Annotated in this window: 17 protein-coding genes; 7 read left to right on the top strand and 10 right to left on the bottom strand. The window is 74.6% G+C overall.

What is annotated here, in order from left to right:
- Positions 1-23: 23 nt before the first annotated feature.
- Positions 24-1,100 (bottom strand): AI-2E family transporter, encoded by a 1,077-nt coding sequence (locus tag ACZ6ZT_RS02260; protein WP_469714713.1) that lies wholly within the window; start codon positions 1,098-1,100, stop codon positions 24-26.
- Between the two features lie 190 nt (positions 1,101-1,290).
- On the opposite strand from ACZ6ZT_RS02260, the gene ACZ6ZT_RS02255 reads away from it, so the two are divergent.
- Positions 1,291-2,028 (top strand): hypothetical protein, encoded by a 738-nt coding sequence (locus ACZ6ZT_RS02255; protein ID WP_469714712.1) that lies wholly within the window; start codon positions 1,291-1,293, stop codon positions 2,026-2,028.
- A gap of 106 nt (positions 2,029-2,134) precedes the next feature.
- Here ACZ6ZT_RS02255 and ACZ6ZT_RS02250 read toward each other — a convergent pair whose 3' ends face one another.
- The gene (locus ACZ6ZT_RS02250) at positions 2,135-2,476 is read right to left on the bottom strand and encodes a hypothetical protein (RefSeq protein WP_469714711.1); all 342 of its coding nucleotides are present in this window, start codon (positions 2,474-2,476) and stop codon (positions 2,135-2,137) included.
- A 148-nt stretch (positions 2,477-2,624) separates the two neighbouring features.
- On the opposite strand from ACZ6ZT_RS02250, the gene ACZ6ZT_RS02245 reads away from it, so the two are divergent.
- Complete coding sequence (locus tag ACZ6ZT_RS02245; RefSeq protein WP_469714709.1) at positions 2,625-3,707, top strand: alpha/beta hydrolase; 1,083 nt, start codon at positions 2,625-2,627, stop codon at positions 3,705-3,707.
- A gap of 14 nt (positions 3,708-3,721) precedes the next feature.
- Here the strand turns inward: ACZ6ZT_RS02245 and ACZ6ZT_RS02240 are convergent, their stop codons facing one another.
- The 3 genes from ACZ6ZT_RS02240 to ACZ6ZT_RS02230 form a co-directional block, all read right to left on the bottom strand.
- Entirely contained in the window at positions 3,722-3,955 is a 234-nt protein-coding gene (locus tag ACZ6ZT_RS02240) for a hypothetical protein (RefSeq protein ID WP_469714708.1), read from the bottom strand.
- A gap of 142 nt (positions 3,956-4,097) precedes the next feature.
- On the bottom strand, positions 4,098-4,769 hold the full coding sequence (locus tag ACZ6ZT_RS02235; RefSeq protein WP_469714707.1) for a response regulator: 672 nt from the start codon (positions 4,767-4,769) through the stop codon (positions 4,098-4,100).
- Positions 4,766-5,995 (bottom strand): sensor histidine kinase, encoded by a 1,230-nt coding sequence (locus tag ACZ6ZT_RS02230; RefSeq protein WP_469714705.1) that lies wholly within the window; start codon positions 5,993-5,995, stop codon positions 4,766-4,768. Before ACZ6ZT_RS02230 ends, ACZ6ZT_RS02235 begins: the two co-directional genes overlap by 4 nt.
- A gap of 249 nt (positions 5,996-6,244) precedes the next feature.
- Between ACZ6ZT_RS02230 and ACZ6ZT_RS02225 the strand changes: the two genes are divergently transcribed.
- Complete coding sequence (locus ACZ6ZT_RS02225; protein WP_469714704.1) at positions 6,245-8,401, top strand: MMPL family transporter; 2,157 nt, start codon at positions 6,245-6,247, stop codon at positions 8,399-8,401.
- Between the two features lie 94 nt (positions 8,402-8,495).
- Here ACZ6ZT_RS02225 and ACZ6ZT_RS02220 read toward each other — a convergent pair whose 3' ends face one another.
- The 3 genes from ACZ6ZT_RS02220 to ACZ6ZT_RS02210 form a co-directional block, all read right to left on the bottom strand.
- Positions 8,496-10,286 (bottom strand): ABC transporter permease/substrate binding protein, encoded by a 1,791-nt coding sequence (locus ACZ6ZT_RS02220; protein ID WP_469714703.1) that lies wholly within the window; start codon positions 10,284-10,286, stop codon positions 8,496-8,498.
- Entirely contained in the window at positions 10,286-11,353 is a 1,068-nt protein-coding gene (locus ACZ6ZT_RS02215; RefSeq protein WP_469715018.1) for a quaternary amine ABC transporter ATP-binding protein, read from the bottom strand. The genes ACZ6ZT_RS02220 and ACZ6ZT_RS02215 overlap by 1 nt, the downstream gene beginning before the upstream one ends.
- 175 nt (positions 11,354-11,528) lie before the next feature.
- On the bottom strand, positions 11,529-12,449 hold the full coding sequence (locus tag ACZ6ZT_RS02210) for a SigB/SigF/SigG family RNA polymerase sigma factor (RefSeq protein ID WP_469715016.1): 921 nt from the start codon (positions 12,447-12,449) through the stop codon (positions 11,529-11,531).
- Between the two features lie 247 nt (positions 12,450-12,696).
- Here ACZ6ZT_RS02210 and ACZ6ZT_RS02205 point away from each other — a divergent pair, with 247 nt between their 5' ends.
- Positions 12,697-13,125, top strand: a complete 429-nt coding sequence (locus ACZ6ZT_RS02205; RefSeq protein WP_469714701.1) for a helix-turn-helix transcriptional regulator — start codon at positions 12,697-12,699, stop codon at positions 13,123-13,125.
- Here ACZ6ZT_RS02205 and ACZ6ZT_RS02200 read toward each other — a convergent pair.
- Positions 13,118-13,879 carry a GntR family transcriptional regulator gene (locus tag ACZ6ZT_RS02200; protein WP_469714700.1) on the bottom strand — a complete coding sequence of 254 codons (762 nt, stop codon included), beginning with the start codon at positions 13,877-13,879 and terminating at the stop codon, positions 13,118-13,120. The two genes, ACZ6ZT_RS02205 and ACZ6ZT_RS02200, sit on opposite strands and share 8 nt — an antisense overlap.
- Positions 13,880-13,975: 96 nt before the next feature.
- Complete coding sequence (locus ACZ6ZT_RS02195; protein WP_469714698.1) at positions 13,976-15,547, bottom strand: IucA/IucC family protein; 1,572 nt, start codon at positions 15,545-15,547, stop codon at positions 13,976-13,978.
- Positions 15,548-15,766: 219 nt separating this feature from the next.
- Here ACZ6ZT_RS02195 and ACZ6ZT_RS02190 point away from each other — a divergent pair, with 219 nt between their 5' ends.
- The 3 genes from ACZ6ZT_RS02190 (at position 15,767) to ACZ6ZT_RS02180 (ending at position 19,669) form a co-directional block, all read left to right on the top strand.
- The gene (locus ACZ6ZT_RS02190) at positions 15,767-17,233 is read left to right on the top strand and encodes an IucA/IucC family protein (RefSeq protein WP_469715015.1); all 1,467 of its coding nucleotides are present in this window, start codon (positions 15,767-15,769) and stop codon (positions 17,231-17,233) included.
- Positions 17,234-17,330: 97 nt separating this feature from the next.
- Positions 17,331-17,984, top strand: coding sequence for a class I SAM-dependent DNA methyltransferase (locus ACZ6ZT_RS02185; RefSeq protein ID WP_469714697.1), 654 nt, complete (start codon positions 17,331-17,333; stop codon positions 17,982-17,984).
- Positions 17,985-18,133: 149 nt separating this feature from the next.
- A complete protein-coding gene (locus ACZ6ZT_RS02180; protein ID WP_469714695.1) occupies positions 18,134-19,669 on the top strand; it encodes an FAD-binding oxidoreductase in 1,536 nt (511 codons plus the stop codon).
- The last annotated feature ends 20 nt before the right edge of the window (positions 19,670-19,689 follow it).

Below are 19,689 nucleotides of genomic sequence, written 5' to 3'. Positions count from 1 at the left end.
TCCACGGTAAGCGGGCCGCGCGATCACGACGATTCCGCGACGGGCGGCGGCGCCGGGGGCGCCTCGGGGGCCGGTGCGCGCAAGGCGGTGCGGACCGACCAGACCACCGACACGAGCGGGACGGCGACCACGGCTCCGACCACTCCGGCCGCGATGGCGCCCGCGACCACCGAGACGGCCACCACCAGCGGGTGCAGCCGTACCGCCCAGCTCATCACCAGCGGATGCAGCAGATGTCCCTCGATCTGCCCGATGACCACGATCAGCGCGATCACGACGGCCGCGACCACCGGCCCCTTCGCCGCCAGGGCGACCACGGCGGCCACCGCGAGGGCCACCGGCGAGCCGATGAGCGGGATGAAGGCGGCGAGGAACTCCAGCAGGGCCAGCGGCACGGCCAGCGGGACCCCGAGGAAGAAGAGGGCGACCCCCACGAGCACCGCGTTCGTGGCGGCCACCAGCACGATCCCGTGGGTGTAGCCGGTGAAGGTCCGCCAGGCCGCGCGCCCGCCGATCGCCACCCGCCCCCGGGCCCGCTGCGGCACCTGCTCGGTGAACCACTCCCACTGGCGGTCGCCGCCGTACAGGAAGAACACCGAGGAGAACACGGCGAGCGCCAGCATGGTGAGCACCTGCACCAGCTGGCCGGCGCCGCTGACCGCCGTGTTCAGCAGCGTCGAGCGGTGGCTGGAGACGTAGTCGCCGACCTTCGACTGGAGGTCGGCGAGCGCGTGCGGGTCCAGCCGGAAGGGCGGCCGCGCCAGCCACCCCTGGATGCTGGTCAGCCCCTGACGGAACTCCCCCACCAGGGTGCCGCTCTCCCCCGCCACCGCCTCACCGACCAGGGCGAGCACGCCCAGCAGCACCACGGCGCTGCCGATCAGACTCACCGCGACCGCGAGCGGCCGGGGCACCCACGGGGACAGGAGCCCCACGAGGGGGTTGAGCAGGGCGGTGATCACCAGGCCGAGGAAGAGCGCCACGGTGATCTCGTGGAAGCGGCCCAGCACGACGAAGACCGCGTAGACGGCGGCGCCCACGACCAGCAGGCGCCAGGCGTAGGACGCGGCCGTACGCAGGGGCGGGGACACCGGCGGCATGCAGCATGGCTTCCACGCCGGCCGGCCACCGCCACGCACGGGGCCGCGTATTCCCCCGTCCGGGCGTGGCCGTCGCGTACGCCCCGGTACGAGGACGTGCGGCGCTCCTGACGCGCCGCGCATGGCGCCGGGGTGCCCGAACGGCGGTGCTCGCGGTGCGGGGGGCCGCCGGGGCCGGGAGGGTGACGCCATGGGCGCATGGTGGTACCGCAACATCCTGGAGCCGGGGAAACTGGCGCTGCTGCTGGCCCTGTCCGCGTTCGTGCTGACCTTCGCCGTGACCCGGGTGATCACCCGCATGATCCGGGCCGGGAAGGGCCCCTTCCGCAATGTCACCCCGGGCGGGCTGCACGTGCACCACGCGGTACCCGGGGTGATCCTCATGACCGTGGGCGGGTTCACCGCGATCGCGGGCGGCCGGACGGGGTGGGGCGCCTGGTGCGCGGCCGTGCTGTTCGGGATGGGCACCGGTCTGGTGCTGGACGAGTTCGCGCTGATCCTGCACCTGAGCGACGTCTACTGGACCAAGGAGGGGACCGTCAGCATCGAGGTCGTCATCATGACCTCGGCGCTCGCGGCCCTGCTGCTGTGCGGCTTCCTGCCGCTCGGCGTGGACGGGCTGACGCCGGAGGAGGAACAGAGCCGGCTGACGGTCGTGGGGACGGTGGCGCTCAACCTGCTGGTGGCCCTCGTCGCCCTCCTCAAAGGGAAGCCGCGGATGGCCGTGCTCGGGGTGATCGTGCCGCTCATCGCCCTGGTCGCGGCGGTCCGGCTGGCCCGGCCCGTCTCGCCGTGGGCGCGGCGCTTCTACCGGCGGCGGCCGAGGGCACGGGCCCGGAGCATGAAGCGCGCCTACCACCATGACCGGCGCTGGAGCGGACTGCGGCGCCGGGTCGACTACCTGATCGGCGGCGCGCCCAGCAGATGACGCGGACGCGCCGGCCGCCGCTGCGGCGGGCTCACCGGGCGCCGCGGTGGCGCCGGACGGCACGCCGCACGCGCCGGCCGTCACCGCCCGGCGGACCTGCCACGGCTCACGCGGAGGCGGGGACCTCGTCGAGCTCCCAGGCGTGGCGCTTGAACTCCCGGCGGAAGTCCGCGTGGTCCTCCCACTGGCGGGCGATACCGCGCAGCACGTCCCAGTGGTGCTCCACCGACTGGTCGATGACGTTGCGCATCCGCTGGTCGGCCGTCTCCCGCCGCTCGATGAGCCCCTTCACCGCGGACGCCTCCAGCACGCTGTTGCGCAGCGCGCGCAGGGCCCGGGAGGTGTCGTCCATCGCGAAACCGCGCTCACTCCCGATCTCCGCGTCGAACAGCGGGGTCAGCCGCGCCTCGATGAACGCGGTGATCCGCTCGAAGTGCTGCACGTCCATCAGGGGTCTCCCTTTCCCGCCGTGCCCGCGCCGGGGGCGCGGCACGGCCCTTCGACACTGCTCGGGGCCGAGCTGGTTGCAGGATACGAGGTCGCGGTCATCGGCCTGCCACAGGCCCTGTTGGGGGTGAAAGGGACATACTGCTGGCGTGAACGACACGGTCGGCGTCGCAGGACACCGCCGCGCGCGCCCGCGCCGCGGCCGCTGGATCGGGGGCGCGGTGGCCATGGCCCTCATGGGGGCGGTGGCGGGCGGCCTGCTCGGCTCCTCCGGGGCCTCCTCCGACACCGGGCAGACCGTACGGCTGGACGTGGGGCCGGGCCGGACGCGGGGCGCCCCCGTGGACGCGCAGACCCGGCTGCCCACCGGCCCCGCGCCGGAGCTGCGGATCGCCGCGACGATCCCGGAGGACGGCAGCAAGGTCATGGTGACCACCCTCACCGGGAAGAAGTCCGGCTTCACGGGCAAGGTCTGGCTGTGGCTGCCGCCGCAGTACAAGGAACCCCGGTACGCCCGCAGCGGGTTCCCGGTGCTGATCGCGCTGCCGGGCGGGCCGGGCTTCCCCGTCAACTACTGGATGGACCGCAACCTCAAGCTGGAGGCGAGCATCTCCCGCTGGTCGCGGGAGGGCAGCAGCCTGCCGTTCATCCTGGCCATGCCGGTCCTCAACCCGCGGACGGACGGGAAGGAGGGCCTGTACTGGGACGGCAGCGACATCCCGGGCCAGCCGAGGATGGGGACCTGGCTGACGGAGGACGTGCCCGATCTGGTGCGGTCCGCCTTCCGGACCATCAGGTCCCGGGACGGCTGGGCCTTCATGGGCAGCTCCACCGGCGGCTTCGCCGGGCTGAAGGCGGTGCTGCAGAAGCCGGAGCGGTTCAAGGCGGTGATCGCCGGGGGGCCGGACATCCTGCCCGACTCGCGTCTGTGGCAGGGGCATCCGCGGGAGCAGCTGGAGAACAGTCCGCCGTGGCTCGCGCAGCGGCTCATCGAGCGGCAGGGCCCCGAGGTCTACCTCGCCTTCCAGGTCGGCACGAAGGGCAGCGACGTCCGGTGCCGTCCGAAGATCGAGGAGTTCATCGCCCGGTACGGCACCGGGCCCGTGAAGACGCGGTTCCACATCATCGAGGGCGGCGCCCACAACGCCCGCAGCTACGTCCCCGGCATGCACGACGGCGCCCTGATCCAGTGGGTCAGCGCACACATGCGCGGCCCGGTCCCCGCCCCCTGAGCAGCCGGGCCCGCTCAGTCGCGGAACGGGGCGGGCGGGGTGACGGCCAGCACGGGCGGGCGGGGTGAGGCGTGGTGGTGGCCGCAGGGGGTGAAGGACAGGAGCACCGGTTCGCCCGGGCGCTGCCGCCAGGAGATCCGCTCGGGCACGGCCCCGCACGCCGGGCAGGCGGGCAGCAGGGCCGGCCGCGCCCCGTCGCGTCCGGGCGGGGCCGCGAGCGTCGGCGGCACGGGCTGCTGTTCACGCATGGCGGCTCCCTGGTCCGGCGGTGGTGCTCCAGGCACTGTGCCATGCCGGGGCGCGCTCGCAAACGGGCGGATCATCCAGCGTTCTGGCTGGTCAGAGGAGGGTCTGCCGGGCCGAATGCGGTCGTCGGCGGACACTTGGTGATCAAGTGCTCCTCCGGTCGGCCTCGACCAGCCCCGTTTCGTAGGCGGCGATGACGGCCTGCGCCCGGTCGCGGACGCCCAGCTTGGCGAAGATGCCGGTGATGTGGTTCTTGACCGTGGAGACGCTGATGTCCAGTTCCGCGGCTATCTCGGCGTTGTCCAGCCCGCCGGCCAGCAGCCGCCAGATCTCCAGCTCGCGCGGGGTGAGCCCGGCGGCCGACGCGGCCGGCGCGGGCCGGGGCTCGCGCGGGGAGGCCCGTACGTAGGTGGAGATCAGCCGGGTCAGCAGGCGCGGCGCGACGACCGCCTCCCCGGTGTGCACGGTGTGGACGGCCGCGATCAGTTCCTCGGGGGAGACGTCCTTGGGCAGGAAGCCGTGGGCGCCCGCGCGCAGGGCGGCGACCACGTACTCGTCCATGTCGAAGGTGCTCAGCGCCAGCACCCGGGACCCCGGGCTGGTGCGGGCCAGTTCCGCGGTGGCCTGGACCCCGTCGAGCACCGGCATCCGGATGTCCATGACCACCACGTCGGGGGCCAGCCGCCCGGCGAGTTCCACGGCCTCGGCGCCGTTCCCGGCCTCGCCGACGACCTCCACGTCCGGGTGGGGGGCCAGGATCAGGGCCAGGCCGCGCCGGACCAGTGGCTGGTCGTCGGCGATGAGCACGCGGATCAACGGGCTTCCTCTCCTTCGGCGGCGCCGGCCCCCGCTGCGACGGGGAGACGGGCCGCGACCCGGAAGCCGCCCTCGTCGAGCGGGGCCGCCTCCAGGGTGCCGCCCTGCAGGGCGACGCGTTCACGCATTCCGATCAGACCGTACCCGCCGGGACCGGTCGGCCGGGCGGGGGCGGGCCCGCCGCCGGATCCGCTGCCGGGCCCTTCGTCGCGCACCTCCACGGCGACCTCGTCCGGACGGTACGTCAGCCGTACGTGGGCCCGGGCGTCCCCGGCGTGTTTGCGGGCGTTGGTCAGGGCCTCCTGCACGACCCGGAACACCGTGAGGCCCACGGTGGGCGGCAGCGGCCGGACCGGGCCGCGGACGGTGAACTCCGTCTCCATGCCGCCCAGCCGGGACTCGGTGACGATGCGCTCCAGGTCCGCTGCGCCGGGCTGGGGTGCGGGCGGCGCGGTTTCCGGCTCCTCCCCCGCGCGCAGCACGTACAGAAGTTGGCGCATCTCGCCGAGGGCCATCCGGCCGGAGCCCTCCAGGGTCACCAGGGCTTCGCGGGCGGCCCGCGGGTCGTGCTCGAGGTTGGCGCGGGCGCCGCCCGCCATCAGCTGCATGGTGGTGATGTGGTGGGCGACGATGTCGTGCAGTTCCCGGGCGATCCGGCGGCGTTCCTCGGCCACGGCCCGGTCGGCGAGCAGCACCCGGTTGGCCTCGGTCTCCCGCTGCCAGCGTTTGACCAGGAGGCCGGTGGCGACGACGAGGACGGTGGCGCCGGCGTTGGCGACGAGGCCGATGGGGGGGCCGAACGGCAGACCACCCTGGCCCAGGGTGACCAGCGGCGCCGTCAGGAGGGCGCCGCCGGCCACCACGGCGGGACGGCAGGCCACCGCGACCGAGAACAGGGCGACGGCGGGGGTGAGGCCGAAGTGCGGCGACAGGTGGAAGGTCAGGTTCGTCGCTGCGGTCAGCAGCACCACCGCGGCGAGCGTCGCCACCGGGTGGCGGCGCCGGGCGAGCAGCGCCATCGCCGCGGCCACCACGAGGAACGCAGCGGTGACCTGCAGGGGAGCGCCGCCGAACTGGACCTCGAACGCGAAGCCCGTGAGGTCCACGGCCACCGCGCCGACCGCCACCAGTCCGTCGTTGCGCGTCCACGTCAGCCTGTCGCCGCGCGTGCCCATCGTGTCGGCCTTCCCCCACGGGCCGCCGCGCGGCCGCCCTCGTCGTTCCATTCTCACACCGTCCGCGGCCCCGGACACCAGCCGCCGGGACCGGCCCGGACCAGGACTCCGGTCCTGGTCCGGGCCGCCGCCCGGACCGTGGTCCCGGCCGGGAACTCCTTCCTCACCAGGACGTTTCCCGCCCCGGGCGCTGATGTTCTGGTGATGGGCCGGACCGGCCCGACGGACGGACAGACGGACAGACGGAGGAGAACAGTGATCCGCGCCCTGACGGGATGCTCCACGAGGAACGCATGGAAGGTGATCGCCCTCTGGGCGGTGCTGGGCATCGGGCTGACGATCCTGGGCCAGGTGTTCGTCTTCCGCGCCACCCAGCCCGGCAACGACGGCTTCCTGCCAGCCTCCTACGACTCGGCCGCCGCGCTGCGCCTCGCGGAGGAGAACTTCGGCGCCCGGCCCGAATCCGACCCGCTGACCGTGCTCGTGGCCCGCGCCGACGGCGGCGCGCTCGGCCCGGCGGACGAGCGGCAGATCGAGGAGGTGTCCGCGCGGCTGGCGCGCAGCGAGGTCGTCATGCCGAAGACCGAGGACGATCCCCCCTTCATGCAGGACCACTCGCAGGTGCCCCGGATCGGCGCGGGAATGACCGCCCCGGACCGCGGCTTCCGGCTGCTGTCCGTCGAGCTGAAGGGCAACCCGCAGGACCCGGGGGTGCAGAGCACCTACAAGGCCTTCCGGGAGCAGGCCAGGACCGCGTTCCGGGAGGCGGGCCTGCGGACCGGGTTCACCGGCGGCCTGGCCGCGACGGTGGACACGGCCGACGCCGAGGAGACCCGCTCGAAGGTCGTCGGCGCGGTGGTCATGGGGTTGATCGTGCTGCTCCACGTCCTGGTGTTCCGCAGTGTGTTCGCCGCGCTGCTGCCGCTGGTCGCGGTGGCGGTCGTCGGGGGCGCGGCGGCCGGGGCGGTGGTCATGGGGGCCATGGCGACCGGCATCCGGCTGGCCCCGTCCACGCCCGGGCTGATCGGCGTGGTGCTGATGGGCATCGGGATCGACTACTTCCTCTTCCTGCTGTTCCGCTTCCGCGAGCAGTTGCGCCACCACCCCGGGCAGTCGGGGCGCGAGGCCGCCGCGCAGGTCGCGGGCCGGGTGGGCACGGCCGTCACGTCGGCGGCTCTGACCATCGTCGCCGCGTTCGCCACTCTCGGGATCGCCTCCTTCGGGCAGTTCCGGGTGCTGGGCCCGGCGATCGCGGTGTCCGTCCTGGTGATGCTGTTCGGCAGCCTGACGCTGATGCCCGCGCTGCTGGCGGTGACCGGCCGCAGGATGTTCTGGCCGTCGAAGGCCCTGCGGCGCACGCCCCGTGAGGGGGCGGCCGGCCGGCTCGGCGCGGTCACGGCCCGGCGCCCGGTGGCCCTGGTCCTGGCCTCGCTGGCGCTGCTCGGCGCGCTGACGGCGGGTCTGGCCGGCCTGCGGATGGACTACGGGCAGTCCGGGGCGGACGGCGAGCGGACCGCCTCCGTCGCAACGGCCGCCGAGATAGCCCGCTCGCTGCCCGCCGGGGTCTCGGACCCGGCGAGCGTGCTCGTCGCCGCCACGGACGGGGCTCCGCTGGACGCGGCGCGCGTGGCCGGGCTGGCCGGGGCGCTGGCCCGGGTGCCGGGGGTGGGCCGGGTCGTCCCGGCCGCGCTGAGCGAGAACGGCCGGGCGGCCCGCATCGACCTGCTGCTGACCACCGAGAGCACCGGTCAGCAGGCCCGCGACCTGGTCTCCGGTCCGGTCCGGGAGACGGTACGGGCGAACCTCCCCGCCGGGACCGAGGCCCATGTCGGGGGCACGGCGTCGGTGTTCGCGGACATCGCGGTGGCTGTCGACGAGGACCTGAAGGTCATCTTCCCGGTGGCGGCGGTACTGATCGCGGTCATCCTGCTGGTGCTGCTGCGCAGCCTGCTGGCGCCGGTGGTGCTGATGCTCGCGGTCGGACTCGGCTTCGCGGCCACGCTCGGCGCCTCGACGCTGGTCTTCCAGCACGGGATGGGGCGGCCGGGCGTGGACTTCACCCTGCCGCTGGTGCTGTTCCTGTTCGTGGTCGCGCTGGGCACCGACTACAACATCCTGATCAGCGACCGGATCAGGGAGGAGATGGAGCGCCCGGGCACGGCCCGGGCGGCGGTGGCCCGCGCCGTGCGGCACACCGCGCCGGCCATCGCGACGGCCGGACTGGTGCTGGCCGCCTCCTTCGGCAGCCTGGCCGTCAGCCCGCACGCCGGTACGCAGCAGACCGGCTTCGCGACGGCGGTCGGGATCCTGCTCTCCGCGTTCGTCCTGTCGGTCGTGCTCGTCCCCGCGCTGGCCGCGCTGCTGGGCCGGTCGCTGTGGTGGCCGCTGCGCCCGCGCGCCGGTGAGGGGGAACACCGGGCGGCCCGGGCCGAGGCCGAACGGATGCCGGTCGGCTGAGCCGGCCGCGCCCCCGGAACGCGGCGGCGCGCGGGACCGTGGAGGTCCCGCGCGCCGCCGCGCTCATGGAGATGTGGAAGGTACGGAAGGAGGCTCAGGCGAGCTGGTCGACCTCCGGGTGGTCCTTCAGCCAGGCGCGCACGGCCTGCTGCTCCTTGCCCTTGCCGGTCTCCTGGATCTTCGCCTCCAGGCCGGTGAGCTGGGCCTCGCTGAGCTTGAAGGAGCGCAGCCACTCGGCCACCTTCGGCTCGTCGTCGGCGAAGCCCTTGCGGGCGAGGGTATGCACGCCGTCGCCCTTGCCCCAGGCGCCCTTGGGGTCCTCCAGCTTGGTGAGCTGGTACGAGGAGTAGGCCCAGTGCGGCGACCACAGGACGACCGCGACGGGCTCCTTCTTCTCGTAGGCCCGCTTCAGTTCGGCGAGCATGCCCGGGGTGGATCCGTCGACGACCTTGTACTCGCCGTCGAGGCCGTACTCCCCCAGCACCTTGTCCTTGAGGATGCCCATCTCGCCGGCGCTCGGCTCGATGCCGATGATCCGGCCCTTGAACCGGTCCGACTTGCCCTTGAGGTCGGCCAGCGAGCGGACGTCCTTCACGTAGGAGGGGACGGCGATCTCCAGCGAGGTGGGCCCGTACCAGGAGCCGAGGTCCTCCAGCTTGTTCCCGTACTTCTCCCAGTACTGGGCGTGGGTGACGGGCAGCCAGGCGTCGGTCTGGAAGTCGACCTGGCCGCCGGCGAGGCCGGTGTACAGGGCGCCGGCCTCCAGCTGGCGGGCGTCGACCTTGAAGCCGCAGCGCTCCAGGAGCTCTTTCCAGAGGAAGGTGGAGGCGATGCCCTCGTCCCAGGGGATGTAGCCCATGGAGACGGTGCGGCCCTTGCCGATGTCGACGGCGCCGGCCGGGCGGGACTCGTCGTGGGAGGCGAAGGTGCTCATGCCGCCGGCCACGAGGGCCAGGACGACGGCGCCGGTGATGGCGTACGCGGGCTGCGGCCGGTGGCTCCACAGCCGGGCGGCTCCGGTGGCGGCGGAGCGGGTCTTCTCCAGGGCGCGGCGGCCGAGCGGGGAGACCTGGCGGCCCAGCGCCCCGGTCATCCGGTCCAGGTACATGGCGAGGATGACGATGGAGACGCCGGCCTCGAAGCCGAGGCCGATGTCGACGTTGCCGATGGCGCGGTAGACGGCGCCGCCGAGCCCGCCGCCGCCGACCATGCCGGCGATGACGACCATGGACAGGCCCAGCATGATGACCTGGTTGACGCCCGCCATGATGGTGGGCAGGGCCAGCGGGAGCTGGACGCGGAAGAGGGTGTCACGGGGGGTGGTGCCGAAGGCCTCGGCGGCCTCGACGAGTTCGCCGTCGACCTGGCGGATGCCGAGCTCGGTCATCCGGACGCCCGGCGGCAGCGAGAAGATGATCGTGGCGATGATGCCGGGGACCACGCCCACGCCGAAGAAGATGATGCCGGGGATCAGGTAGACCATGGCGGGCATGGTCTGCATGAAGTCCAGGACGGGCCGCAGGGCGGCGCTGACCCGGTCGGAGCGGGAGGCCCAGACGCCGAGCGGCAGGGCGAAGACGAGGGTGACGAGGGTCGCGACGAGGACCAGCGACAGCGTCGACATGGCCTCGTCCCACAGGGCCACCGAGCCCACGAGGGCGAACCCGGCGAAGGCCAGCAGGGCCGCGAGCAGTCCGCGCAGCCACCAGGCGGCGACCGCGAGGATGCCCGCGAAGAGCAGCGGGGCCGGGGCGGACAGCACCGCGTCGATGCCGTCGTAGAGGCCGGTCACGACCGTGCTGATGGCGTCGAAGAGCCAGGACAGGTGGCGCTGGAGGAAGTCGACGGCGCTGTCGGCCCAGTCGCCGAGGTGCAGGCGGGGCATCAGGCGGCCACCTCCGCGCACGCGCAGGCCATCGGGGGCCGCTGTTCGTCACCGATGAAGGCGACGAGCCGGTCCTTGGGGACGGAGCCGACGACGGCCCCGTCCGCGTCGGTGACGGACACCGGGTGCGGGACGCGGGCGCTGACCGCGCACAGGTCGGCGAGCGGGGTGTCCGCGCTGACGGTGGGACACGCACAGCCGTCGGCGTCCTCGGGGACCTCGTCCATGACGGCGTCGGCGGTGAGCACGCGCGAGCGGTCCACGTCCTGGACGAAGGAGGCGACGTAGTCGTCGGCGGGGCGGGTGAGGATGTCCTCGGCGCTGCCCTGCTGGACGATGCGGCCGTCGCGCATGACGGCGATGGAGTCGCCGAGGCGCATGGCCTCGTTGAGGTCGTGGGTGATGAAGACGATGGTCTTCTTCAGGGTCCGCTGGAGTTCCAGGAGCTGGTCCTGCATGTCACGGCGGATCAGCGGGTCGAGGGCGCTGAAGGACTCGTCCATCAGGAGCAGGTCGGCGTCGGTGGCGAGGGCGCGGGCGAGGCCCACGCGCTGCTGCATGCCGCCGGACAGCTCGTCGGGCCAGGACTTCTCCCAGCCGCCGAGCCCGCACAGCGCCAGCGCCTCGGCGGCGCGCCGTTCGCGCTCGGCCCGGGGGACGCCCTGGACCTCCAGGCCGTAGGCGGCGTTCGCCAGGACGTCGCGGTGCGGGAAGAGCGCGAAGTGCTGGAAGACCATGGATATCTTGGTGGAGCGTACGTGGCGCATCTCACGCGCACCGAGTGCGGTGAGGTCCTCACCGTCGAAGAGGATGCGTCCCGCCGTGGGTTCCAGGAGGCCGTTGAGCATCCGCAGGAGGGTGGACTTGCCGGAACCCGACAGCCCCATGACGACGAAGATCTCGCCGGCCTCGACGCGGAAGGACGCGTCGATCACGGCGGCCGTCGTGCCCTCGGCACGCAGCTCGTCGCGGTCGGCGCCGCGTTCGAGGTCCCGGACGGCTGCCTTCAGCCGGTCGGGTCGTCTTCCGAACACCTTGTAGACGTGTTCGGCCTGGAGCGTGGACACATGTACCTCGCGGGTCGTACGGGGTCCGGGGCACCGCTGGCGGCGGTGGCCGGGGAGCGGGGCGGGATCGGCCCGCATGATCCACGCCTCCCGCCCCAAGGGCCGGAAGGCGTGGTTCCGCTCCAGCCGCGCGTTTGCCCGGTCTTCACCGGGGCAAACGGCGACGTGACCCGGATCACCGTGCGCGGCGTGCGGAGGCGGCTGCCGCGGTGGGGGCGGAATCGTCCAGCATCGAGGCCCGCAGGTGGGCGAGCAGCCGGGTCAGCAGCCGGGAGACCTGCATCTGGGAGATGCCGAGGGCGGCGCCGATCTGGGCCTGGGTCAGCTCCTCGCCGAAGCGCATCCGCAGCATGCTGCGCTCGCGCTCGCTGAGCTGCTCCAGCAGCGGGGCGAGGGTCTGGATGTCCTCGACCAGCTCCATGGCCGGCTCCTCCTCGCCCATGACGTCGGCGAGGGTGTGGCCTTCGGCGGGGCCGTCGCCGTGCTCGCTCTGCGGGGCGTCCAGCGAGCCGCTGGTGTGGCCGTTGGCGGCGACGAGGCCCTCGATGACCTCTTCCTGGGTGAGGTCGAGATGGGCGGCGAGGTCGGCGACGGTCGGCGAGCGGTCGAGCCGTACGGTCAGCTCCTCCTTCGCCTTGGCAATGTCTATGCGCAGCTCCTGGAGCCGGCGCGGAACGCGGACGGCCCAGGTGGTGTCGCGGAAGTGGCGCTTGATCTCGCCTGTGATGTACGGCATGGCGAGCGTGGAGAACTCGTTCTCACGGGCCGGGTCGAACCGGTCGATGGCCTTGATGAGGCCGATCGTGCCCACCTGGACGATGTCCTCGATGTCGCCGTTCTCACCCCGGCTGCGGAAGCGGCGCACGGCGTACTGGACGAGTGAGGCGTTCATCTCAATGAGCGTGTTGCGGACGTACTGGTACTCGGGAGTGCCCTCGGAGAGTTCGCGCAGGCGCTTGAAGAACGCCTTCGACAGCTCGCGGGCATCCGCCGGAGCCATCTCGCGGGGCTCCTCGATACGGGGGAGCCCGGCGATGTCGGCGATGTGAGCGGCACGCGGGCCGGGGACGGCGGGCGCCGGGACACGGGCGTCCATGACGTCCGTGACGGCGGTGCGGGCTGAAGTGGGTACCGGCATGGGTTCGCTCCCTGGGCTGGTCGGCTTGCGGCGCGGGGACCTTCGACTGGGTAGATGCTGGCCCTCTTTCGCTCGTACGTCAAGAATTACCGGAAACTGATTTCGCGTCTTGCGTCACGTGAATCATGTGACGCATCATGAACACATGGGGAGCATGACGCGTCGACAAAACTGGACATTCCTTACAAATCACGCCCGAGTTCTGGTGACCATCGCCCGGGACCCGGCGGCGCGGTTGCGGGATGTCGCCGTGGCGTGCGCGCTCACCGAGCGCACCGTGCAGACGATCGTGACGGACCTGGAGTCCGACGGTTACCTCCAACGGGTGCGGGACGGCCGGCGCAACCGGTACGAGATCTCGGCGAACGCGGTGTTCAAGCACCCCGCGGAAGCCGGCGTCCAGGTGGCCGGCCTGCTCGCCCTGCTCACCGGAGTCCCCGCGGCGGACCCCGGTCCCGATGACCCCGATGACGTGGACGAGGACGACGCCGACCCCGACGGGGCCCCGGAACCGGGGGCGCGGCACAGACCGGACGCGTCCGCCGCCCCGGGGCACGAGCGCACCGCGCCCCCGGCCGCCCTTCTGACGCCCGACCGCACCCCGCACGCGGGCGCGACCTCCGGAGCTAGCTGACGAGGAAGCCGGCCGCCTGCGGGTGGCGGTCGAAGGTGAGCCGGTCCCAGGTGGGGAAGGCCAGGTCCGTGACGGCGACCGGCCGGCCGGAGGCGTCGTGCAGGAGGCGGCGAACGGACAGACCGCAGGAGGGGGCCGGGGCCGCGGGATGGCTCGTCCGGGTCATCGTGATGGTCTCGGAGGTCCGGCCCCGCACGGCGGCCCGCTCCAGCCAGTGGTGCAGCGGCCGCAGGTCCTCGTCATGGACGGCGGCCGTCCGGTCGAGGTAGGGCGCCAGCTCCGGGGTCCGGGCGGCGGTGCGCGGGCAGAAGTACGTGACGGCCTGCCGGCGGGTCTCGCCACCCGGGCCGAGGAGGCGGTGGTGGTGGACCAGGGTGCGCGTGCCGCCGCTCATGCCGAGCAGCGCGGCCAGTGAGGGCGGCACCGTCACGACGGCGAGCCGGTTCACGGTGGTCCCGGCCGGGGTGCGGCGCGCCGTCGGCGCGCCCGGTGCCGGTCCGGCCCCGGCGGCGCCGCTCCCGGCGACCCGGGTGCCGCGGCGGCCGGTGACGATCAGTCCGTCCGCGCGCAGCTGCTGGAGGGCGGCGCGGACGGTCTGGCGGTTGACCCCGTAACGGACGGCCAAGGTGCGTTCGGACGGCAGCCGGCCGCCGGGGCCGAGGGGGGCGCGGTCGAGATCGTCCCGCAACGCTGCGGCGATCCGCTGGTACTTGGGCATGGCGGCCGGGCCGCCGCCCCGCGAAGGGGAGGGCATGGCTTCTCCTCTGACGGGTGGTCAAGAACTGCGCGGTCTGCCCGGACAACCTAACATTGGTCTATACCTTTCGGTACGGCGGTTCCGCGGCCCGGATCACCTTGGCCGGATCCCGTCCCCGGCCTGTGCCCGGAGCGGATTGGGCAGCGGCAGGTACCGGGCGGCGGCGCCGTCCGCCCGGGTCCAGCGCAGCAGCAGGTTCGTCTTGGCCGGGAGGGCGGGGGCGGTCAGCAGGTCCGCGATCTCCGGCAGGCCGTACGCGGTGTCGTAGCGCAGCAGCTCCGCGCGGACCGCCGGCCAGAGCGCCTCGGCGTGCTCCGGATGGTGATCGGCCAGCGTCGCCGCCACCTCCGCCAGGTGGTTGACGACCAGGCAGTACACGAGCCGCTGCCAGCCCTCCTCGCGCGGCACGTCATCCGGGAGCTTCACGCCCTCGGCGTCGCGGAAGAGGGCCTGCACCGGCATGCCCCCCTCGTCCACCGCGACCAGGCAGTTCTGGAGGTGGGCCTCCAGCACGATGCCGTGCCGGGCGAACACGTCCAGGACCGGCGGCACGACGTGGCGCAGGTACGCCCGCCACCAGCCGGCCGGGTCCGCCGCGGCCGCGAGGGGGCTGCCGGGGAAGCTCTCGGCGAGCGCGGCCGCCAGCAGCGGGGTCGCCCCCTCGGCCACCCGGGTGCGCAGGCCGTCGCGGACCAGGACGGCGAGTTCCTCGAAGGCGAAGGCGGCGGTGCGGTAGCCGCGGTCGCACAGCCAGACCGCGCCGGAACCCGTCCGGCGGCGCAGGTCGGCGAAGGCCTCCTCGACGGCCGCGTCCGTACGGCGCAGCTTCAGCAGGTCGTGGCGCCACAGCCGGCGGATGTCGTTGGTGATCCGCACGTCGAGGCTGAACTTGGCGAACAGGTCGGCGCCGGCGCCGGGCACGTGCACGGTCCGGATCGAGGCGGTGGGCCACACCGGCAGCCGGGTCGGCCCCAGGTGCAGCAGCCGCCCGTCGGCGAGGGCCTCCCGTAGGGCGGACCGTCCCGCGAGCAGTTCGAGCTGCCAGGGGTGGGCGGGCAGCGCCCGGTACCCGGCGGGCGGGCGGGGGCCGTCGAGCATCCCGGTCAGCGCGTCGAGCGCGTCGGCGGCGGCCCGGCCACCCTCCTCGGCCACCTGGTCCTCGCGCAGCCCGAGGACGGCGAGCGGGAAGCGGGCGTACGCCTCCGGGGCGTACGGGAGCCAGCTCGCGGCGGGCGCACCACCGCGGGCCTTGGGCGCGGGATGGTACGGATGCCCGGTGACCAGGGCCTGTTCGGAGCGCAGGTACGGATCCCGCGGCGGTTCGGCGGTGGCGCGCGCGGCCAGCAGCACGGCCACGGTGTGCCGGCTGTCGGCGATCTCGCCGGGCAGCTCGTCGTTGCCGACCCCGGTGTAGCGGAGCAGTTCGTCGGAGGTCAGTTTGACCAGTTCCGCGTGGCTGAGCGGATGCCAGCCCCGCGCCGTGCGCAGGTCCGCTCCCGTGGGCCGGTGCCCGCCGCGCACCCGCAGCAGCCGGCCGCTGCCGCGCAGCCGGTGGACGCCGTCCCCCTCGGCGTCGGCCACCTCCCGCAGCAGGCAGTTAAGGAGCGGGGCGGCCGCGCGGGCGTCGGCGGCGGAGGTGAGGTCCACTGGTTCCATTCGGTCCATCCGGAGCGCCGGAGGTCCGCGGAGGGGACCACCGGCCGTGATCTTCAGTATCCGCGATGATGACAGGACCGAAAACTGAAGCGACCTGAAAGGAACGGGACCCTGGACCGCAGCACGCACGTTCCCGACCCCGGCGCGGGCCCCGCGCCCGGCCCCGCCTTCGGCTCCGCCCCCGGGGGCCCGGCCGCCACCGCCGCCGAGGAGGCCGTCGCCGCCGCGCTGGCCGGCGTACGGCCCGGGCTCGGGTCCGCGTACGAGGCCTCGCTGGACGGGGCGCGGACCGCCGTGCTGAGCCGGCTGTGGCGGGGCCTGGCCTTCGAGCCGCTGCCGTGGGTGGTGCGCCGGGAGCACGGGCCGGACTCGCTGACCCTGGTGCTGGCCGGGGGCCGGCGGCTGGAGGGGCCGCCGGTGGATCCCTACGCCACCGGCGCCCGGGTCACCTCGCTGCGGCTGGACGGGCGCGCCTACCGGCAGGCCGCGCGGCTGGTGGCGGCGCTGCGGGTGCCGCACGGGGACGCGTTCGCCGCCGAGCTGGACGACAGCACCGCTTCCCTGGCCCTGTCCCGGGCCGGACAGCCGACGGGCCGCCGGGAGGAGCCGCGGACCGGCTGGGAGTGGGAGCAGCGGGTGGTCGACGGCCACCCCTACCACCCCAACTGCCGTTCGCGTCCCGGGTTCTCGGTCGCCGAGCAGCTGGCCTACGCGCCGGAGCACCGGCCGCTGGTCGGGCTCGGGCTGGTCCCCGTACCGGCGCGGGAGTGCCTGGTCGCCGGGGAGTGGCCGGAGCACCTGCGCGAGGGGGACCGGATCCTGGTGCCGGTGCACCCGTGGCAGGCGGAGCACGTGCTGAAGGGTGAGGGGGTACGGCCCGACGCGTTCGCGGCGCATCCGCTGATGGCGCTGCGCACGCTCGCCCCGGCGGCGGGCGGTCCCCATGTGAAGACGGCGCTGAGCACCCGGCTGACCTCGTCCGTACGGGACATCTCCCGGTACTCGGTGGAGACGGCCGCCGTCGTCTCCGCGTTCGCGCACGCGCTGACCGAGCGGCTCGACGGGCGGCTGCACATCACCCGGACCCTGGGCGCGGCCACCGCGTACGGCCCGGACCTGGCGGCGGTGCTGCGCGAGGCCCCCGAGGCGTACGCGCGGCCCGGCGAGCGGGTGGTGCCGGTGGCGGCGCTGGCGGGCACCGCGCCGGCCCGGTCGGCCGCCTGGCAGGCCGCGTTCGCCCGGCTGGCGCTGTCGGTGTGCCTGACGCTGCTCGACCTCGGGGTGGCGCTGGAGGCACACGGCCAGAACCTCCTGGTGGTCCTGGCCCCGGACGGCGCCCCGCTGCGGCTGGTCTACCGGGACCTCGCCGACATCCGGATCAGCCCGGCCCGGCTCGCCCGGCACGGGCTGGCGGTGCCCCCGCTGGCGGGGCGGCTGGTCACCGACGACGTCACCGTGCTGCGGCGCAAGCTCTTCGGCTCTCTGGCGGCCGGGGCGCTCGCCGCCACGGCGGGTTCGTCGGCGGTGTTCGGGGAGGCGCTGGCCGCCGGGCTGGACGGCATGGCGCCGACCGCCGACTCCGGGCTGCTGCGCAGCGGGCCGCTGCCGGCGAAGGCGCTGACCCTGATGCGGCTGAGCCCGGGGACGCCCGGCGACCAGTGGGCGGAGCTGCCGTCCCCGCTGACCGGCGGCTGACGGGAGGGCCGCCGGGGACGGAACGGGTGCGGAACAGGCGCCTCCGGGTCCGGGCCGGGGGTGAGGGCGGCGGCCGGGCGGGCTACTGTTCAGGGGCATGACAGAGACCTCGCGCCTGAGTGCCGTACGGGCCTCCTACGACGCCGTCGCCGCCGACTACGCCCGGCTGCTGACGGGGGCCCTGGAGGCCGAACCCCTGGACCGGGCCATGCTGGGCGCCTTCGCGGAGTGCGTACGGGCCGCCGGTGGCGGCGCGGTCGCCGACCTCGGCTGCGGTCCGGGCCGGATCACGGCGTACCTGGACGGTCTCGGCATCCGGGCCTTCGGCGTCGACCTGTCCCCCGCGATGGTGGCCGTGGCCCGGCGCAGCTATCCGGGGCTGCGCTTCGAGGTGGGCCGGATGGCCTCGCTGGACGTGGCCGACGGGGTGCTGGGCGGGGTCGTCGCCTGGTACTCCACGGTGCACACACCGCCCGGGGAACTGGAGGGCGTCTTCGCGGAGTTCGCCCGGGTGCTGGCGCCGGGCGGGTACGCGCTGGTCGCCTTCAAGGCCGGGGACGGGCGGCGCGTCCTGGAGCACGCCTACGGCCATCCCGTCGACCTCGACGTGTACGAGGCCCCGCCCGCGCTCGTCGCCGGCCTGCTGGCCGGGGCGGGCCTGGTGGAGACGGGCCGACTGGTGCGCCGGCCGGGCGAGGACGAGAAGGGCCCGCAGGGGTTCCTGCTGGCGCGCAAGCCGCCGACGGGGTGAGGGCGGCGGGGCCGGCGGGCTTCGGGGGGCTGGGGAGCTTCGAGGGGTTGGGGGGCATCGGGGGGCGCGCGTAATCTGTTTGGCTGACAAACGGGGCCCGGCGGGCCCGCCTTCGCCGCGATCGGGCCCGGCAGTGGCAGGAAGGGGGGATGCACCTCCCACGCCGCCGGGTCCTCGCCGGTACCGCGGCCGCCGTCCTGGCCTCCGTCGGAGCCGGCCCCCGGCCGCCGCGGACCGCCCCGGACTTCGCGGCGCTCGCCCGCGCGACGGACGGGCGGGTGGTCCTGCCCGGCGACGGGGACTACGCCGAGGCCCGGCAGCTGTTCCAGCCCCGCTACGACACCGTCGCCCCGGCCGCCGTGGCCTACCCGGCGCACGCCGGGGACGTGGCCGTCTGCCTGGACTTCGCCCGCCGCACGGGCACGCCGGTGGTGCCGCGCGGCGGCGGCCACAGCTACGCGGGGTGGTCCACGGTGGCCGCCGGGCTGGTGGTCGACACCGGGGCGATGGCGGCGGTGACGGTCGAGGGGGACGAGGTACGGGTCGGCGCCGGGGCCCGGCTCGCCGACGTGCACGGGGTCCTGGCCGCGCGCGGTCTCGGCGTCCCCGCCGGGCTGTGCCCCTCCGTCGGCATCGCGGGCCTCACCCTCGGCGGTGGCCTCGGCCTCTCCACGCGGGCTTACGGTGCCACCTGCGACCGCCTCTCGGGCGCGCGGGCCGTGACCCCGGACGGGGTGGTGCGCGAGCCCGGACCCGACCGGGACGCCGAGCTGTACTGGGCGCTGCGCGGGGGTGGCGGCGGCAACTTCGGGGTGGTCACCGAGCTCCGGCTGCGCACCCATCCGGTGGGTGACGCCGCCTTCGCCGAACTGCACTGGGCGCAGGCCGACTCCCCGGCGGTGCTGCGCGGCTGGCAGCGCTGGCTGGGCGGGCTGGCGGACCCGTTCTGGAGCCAGGTCGAGTTCACGGTGGAGTCCGGGGGCGAGGGCGGCCCGGCCCCGGTCGTGCCCGCCGTCCGGGTCGTGTGCCTGGACGGGCGGACGGAGCTGGAGCGGGAACTGTCGCGGCTCACGGGCCTCGTGGGCCGGGAGGCGCGGGACAGCTGGACCGTCGTACGGAGCTACGGCGACACCGTGCGCGCCATGGCGGGCTGTCTCGACCGCACCCCCGGCCAGTGCCGGCTCCCGGGCCTGCTGCCCGGCCGGGATCCGCGGGGCCGCCTGGGCCGGGACTGCTACGCCGCCCGCTCCGACTTCTGGGGCGCGGACGGGCTGCCGGAAGCGGCGGCCGGGGCCGTCCTGGAGGCGGTCCGGCGCTACGCGCGGGAGGCTCCGCGCGGGGGTGTCGGGGTGGTCCAGTTCGACGGGGTGTGCGGGGGCGCCCTGAACCGGGTGCCCGCCGCCCGGACCGCGTTCGTCCACCGGGACAGCGCCTTCCTGGCCCAGTACCTCGTCTCCTGGCCGTCGTCCGCGCCGGGTCCCGAGGTGGCCCGGCACCGGGCCTGGCTCGACGGGCTCTGGCGGGACCTGCGCCCCTGGGCGGCCGGCGGCGCCTACCAGAACTACGCCGACCCGGCTCTCGCCGGCTGGCGCGCGGCCTACTACGGCGCCAACCTCCCCCGGCTGGAGGCGGTCCGGCGGACGTACGACCCGGGCCGGCTGTTCCGTTTCCCGCAGGCCGTCTGAGCCGTCCGGCCCCCTACACC

Source organism: Streptomyces sp. NPDC102258 (assembly GCF_055584685.1).
The sequence above is the reverse complement of the archived record's forward strand: the minus strand, read 5'-3'. Positions and strand labels throughout refer to the sequence as shown.

Excerpts from the sequence above, each read along its gene's own strand:
- ACZ6ZT_RS02180 (WP_469714695.1), top strand. The coding sequence starts at position 18,134 with ATGCACCTCCCACGCCGCCGGGTCCTCGCCGGTACCGCGGCCGCCGTC.
- ACZ6ZT_RS02185 (WP_469714697.1), top strand. The coding sequence starts at position 17,331 with ATGACAGAGACCTCGCGCCTGAGTGCCGTACGGGCCTCCTACGACGCC.
- ACZ6ZT_RS02255 (WP_469714712.1), top strand. The coding sequence starts at position 1,291 with ATGGGCGCATGGTGGTACCGCAACATCCTGGAGCCGGGGAAACTGGCG.
- ACZ6ZT_RS02250 (WP_469714711.1), bottom strand. The coding sequence starts at position 2,476 with ATGGACGTGCAGCACTTCGAGCGGATCACCGCGTTCATCGAGGCGCGG.
- ACZ6ZT_RS02230 (WP_469714705.1), bottom strand. The coding sequence starts at position 5,995 with ATGGAACGACGAGGGCGGCCGCGCGGCGGCCCGTGGGGGAAGGCCGAC.
- ACZ6ZT_RS02200 (WP_469714700.1), bottom strand. The coding sequence starts at position 13,879 with ATGCCCTCCCCTTCGCGGGGCGGCGGCCCGGCCGCCATGCCCAAGTAC.
- ACZ6ZT_RS02240 (WP_469714708.1), bottom strand. The coding sequence starts at position 3,955 with ATGCGTGAACAGCAGCCCGTGCCGCCGACGCTCGCGGCCCCGCCCGGA.
- ACZ6ZT_RS02260 (WP_469714713.1), bottom strand. The coding sequence starts at position 1,100 with ATGCCGCCGGTGTCCCCGCCCCTGCGTACGGCCGCGTCCTACGCCTGG.
- ACZ6ZT_RS02220 (WP_469714703.1), bottom strand. The coding sequence starts at position 10,286 with ATGCCCCGCCTGCACCTCGGCGACTGGGCCGACAGCGCCGTCGACTTC.
- ACZ6ZT_RS02210 (WP_469715016.1), bottom strand. The coding sequence starts at position 12,449 with ATGGACGCCCGTGTCCCGGCGCCCGCCGTCCCCGGCCCGCGTGCCGCT.
- ACZ6ZT_RS02195 (WP_469714698.1), bottom strand. The coding sequence starts at position 15,547 with ATGGACCGAATGGAACCAGTGGACCTCACCTCCGCCGCCGACGCCCGC.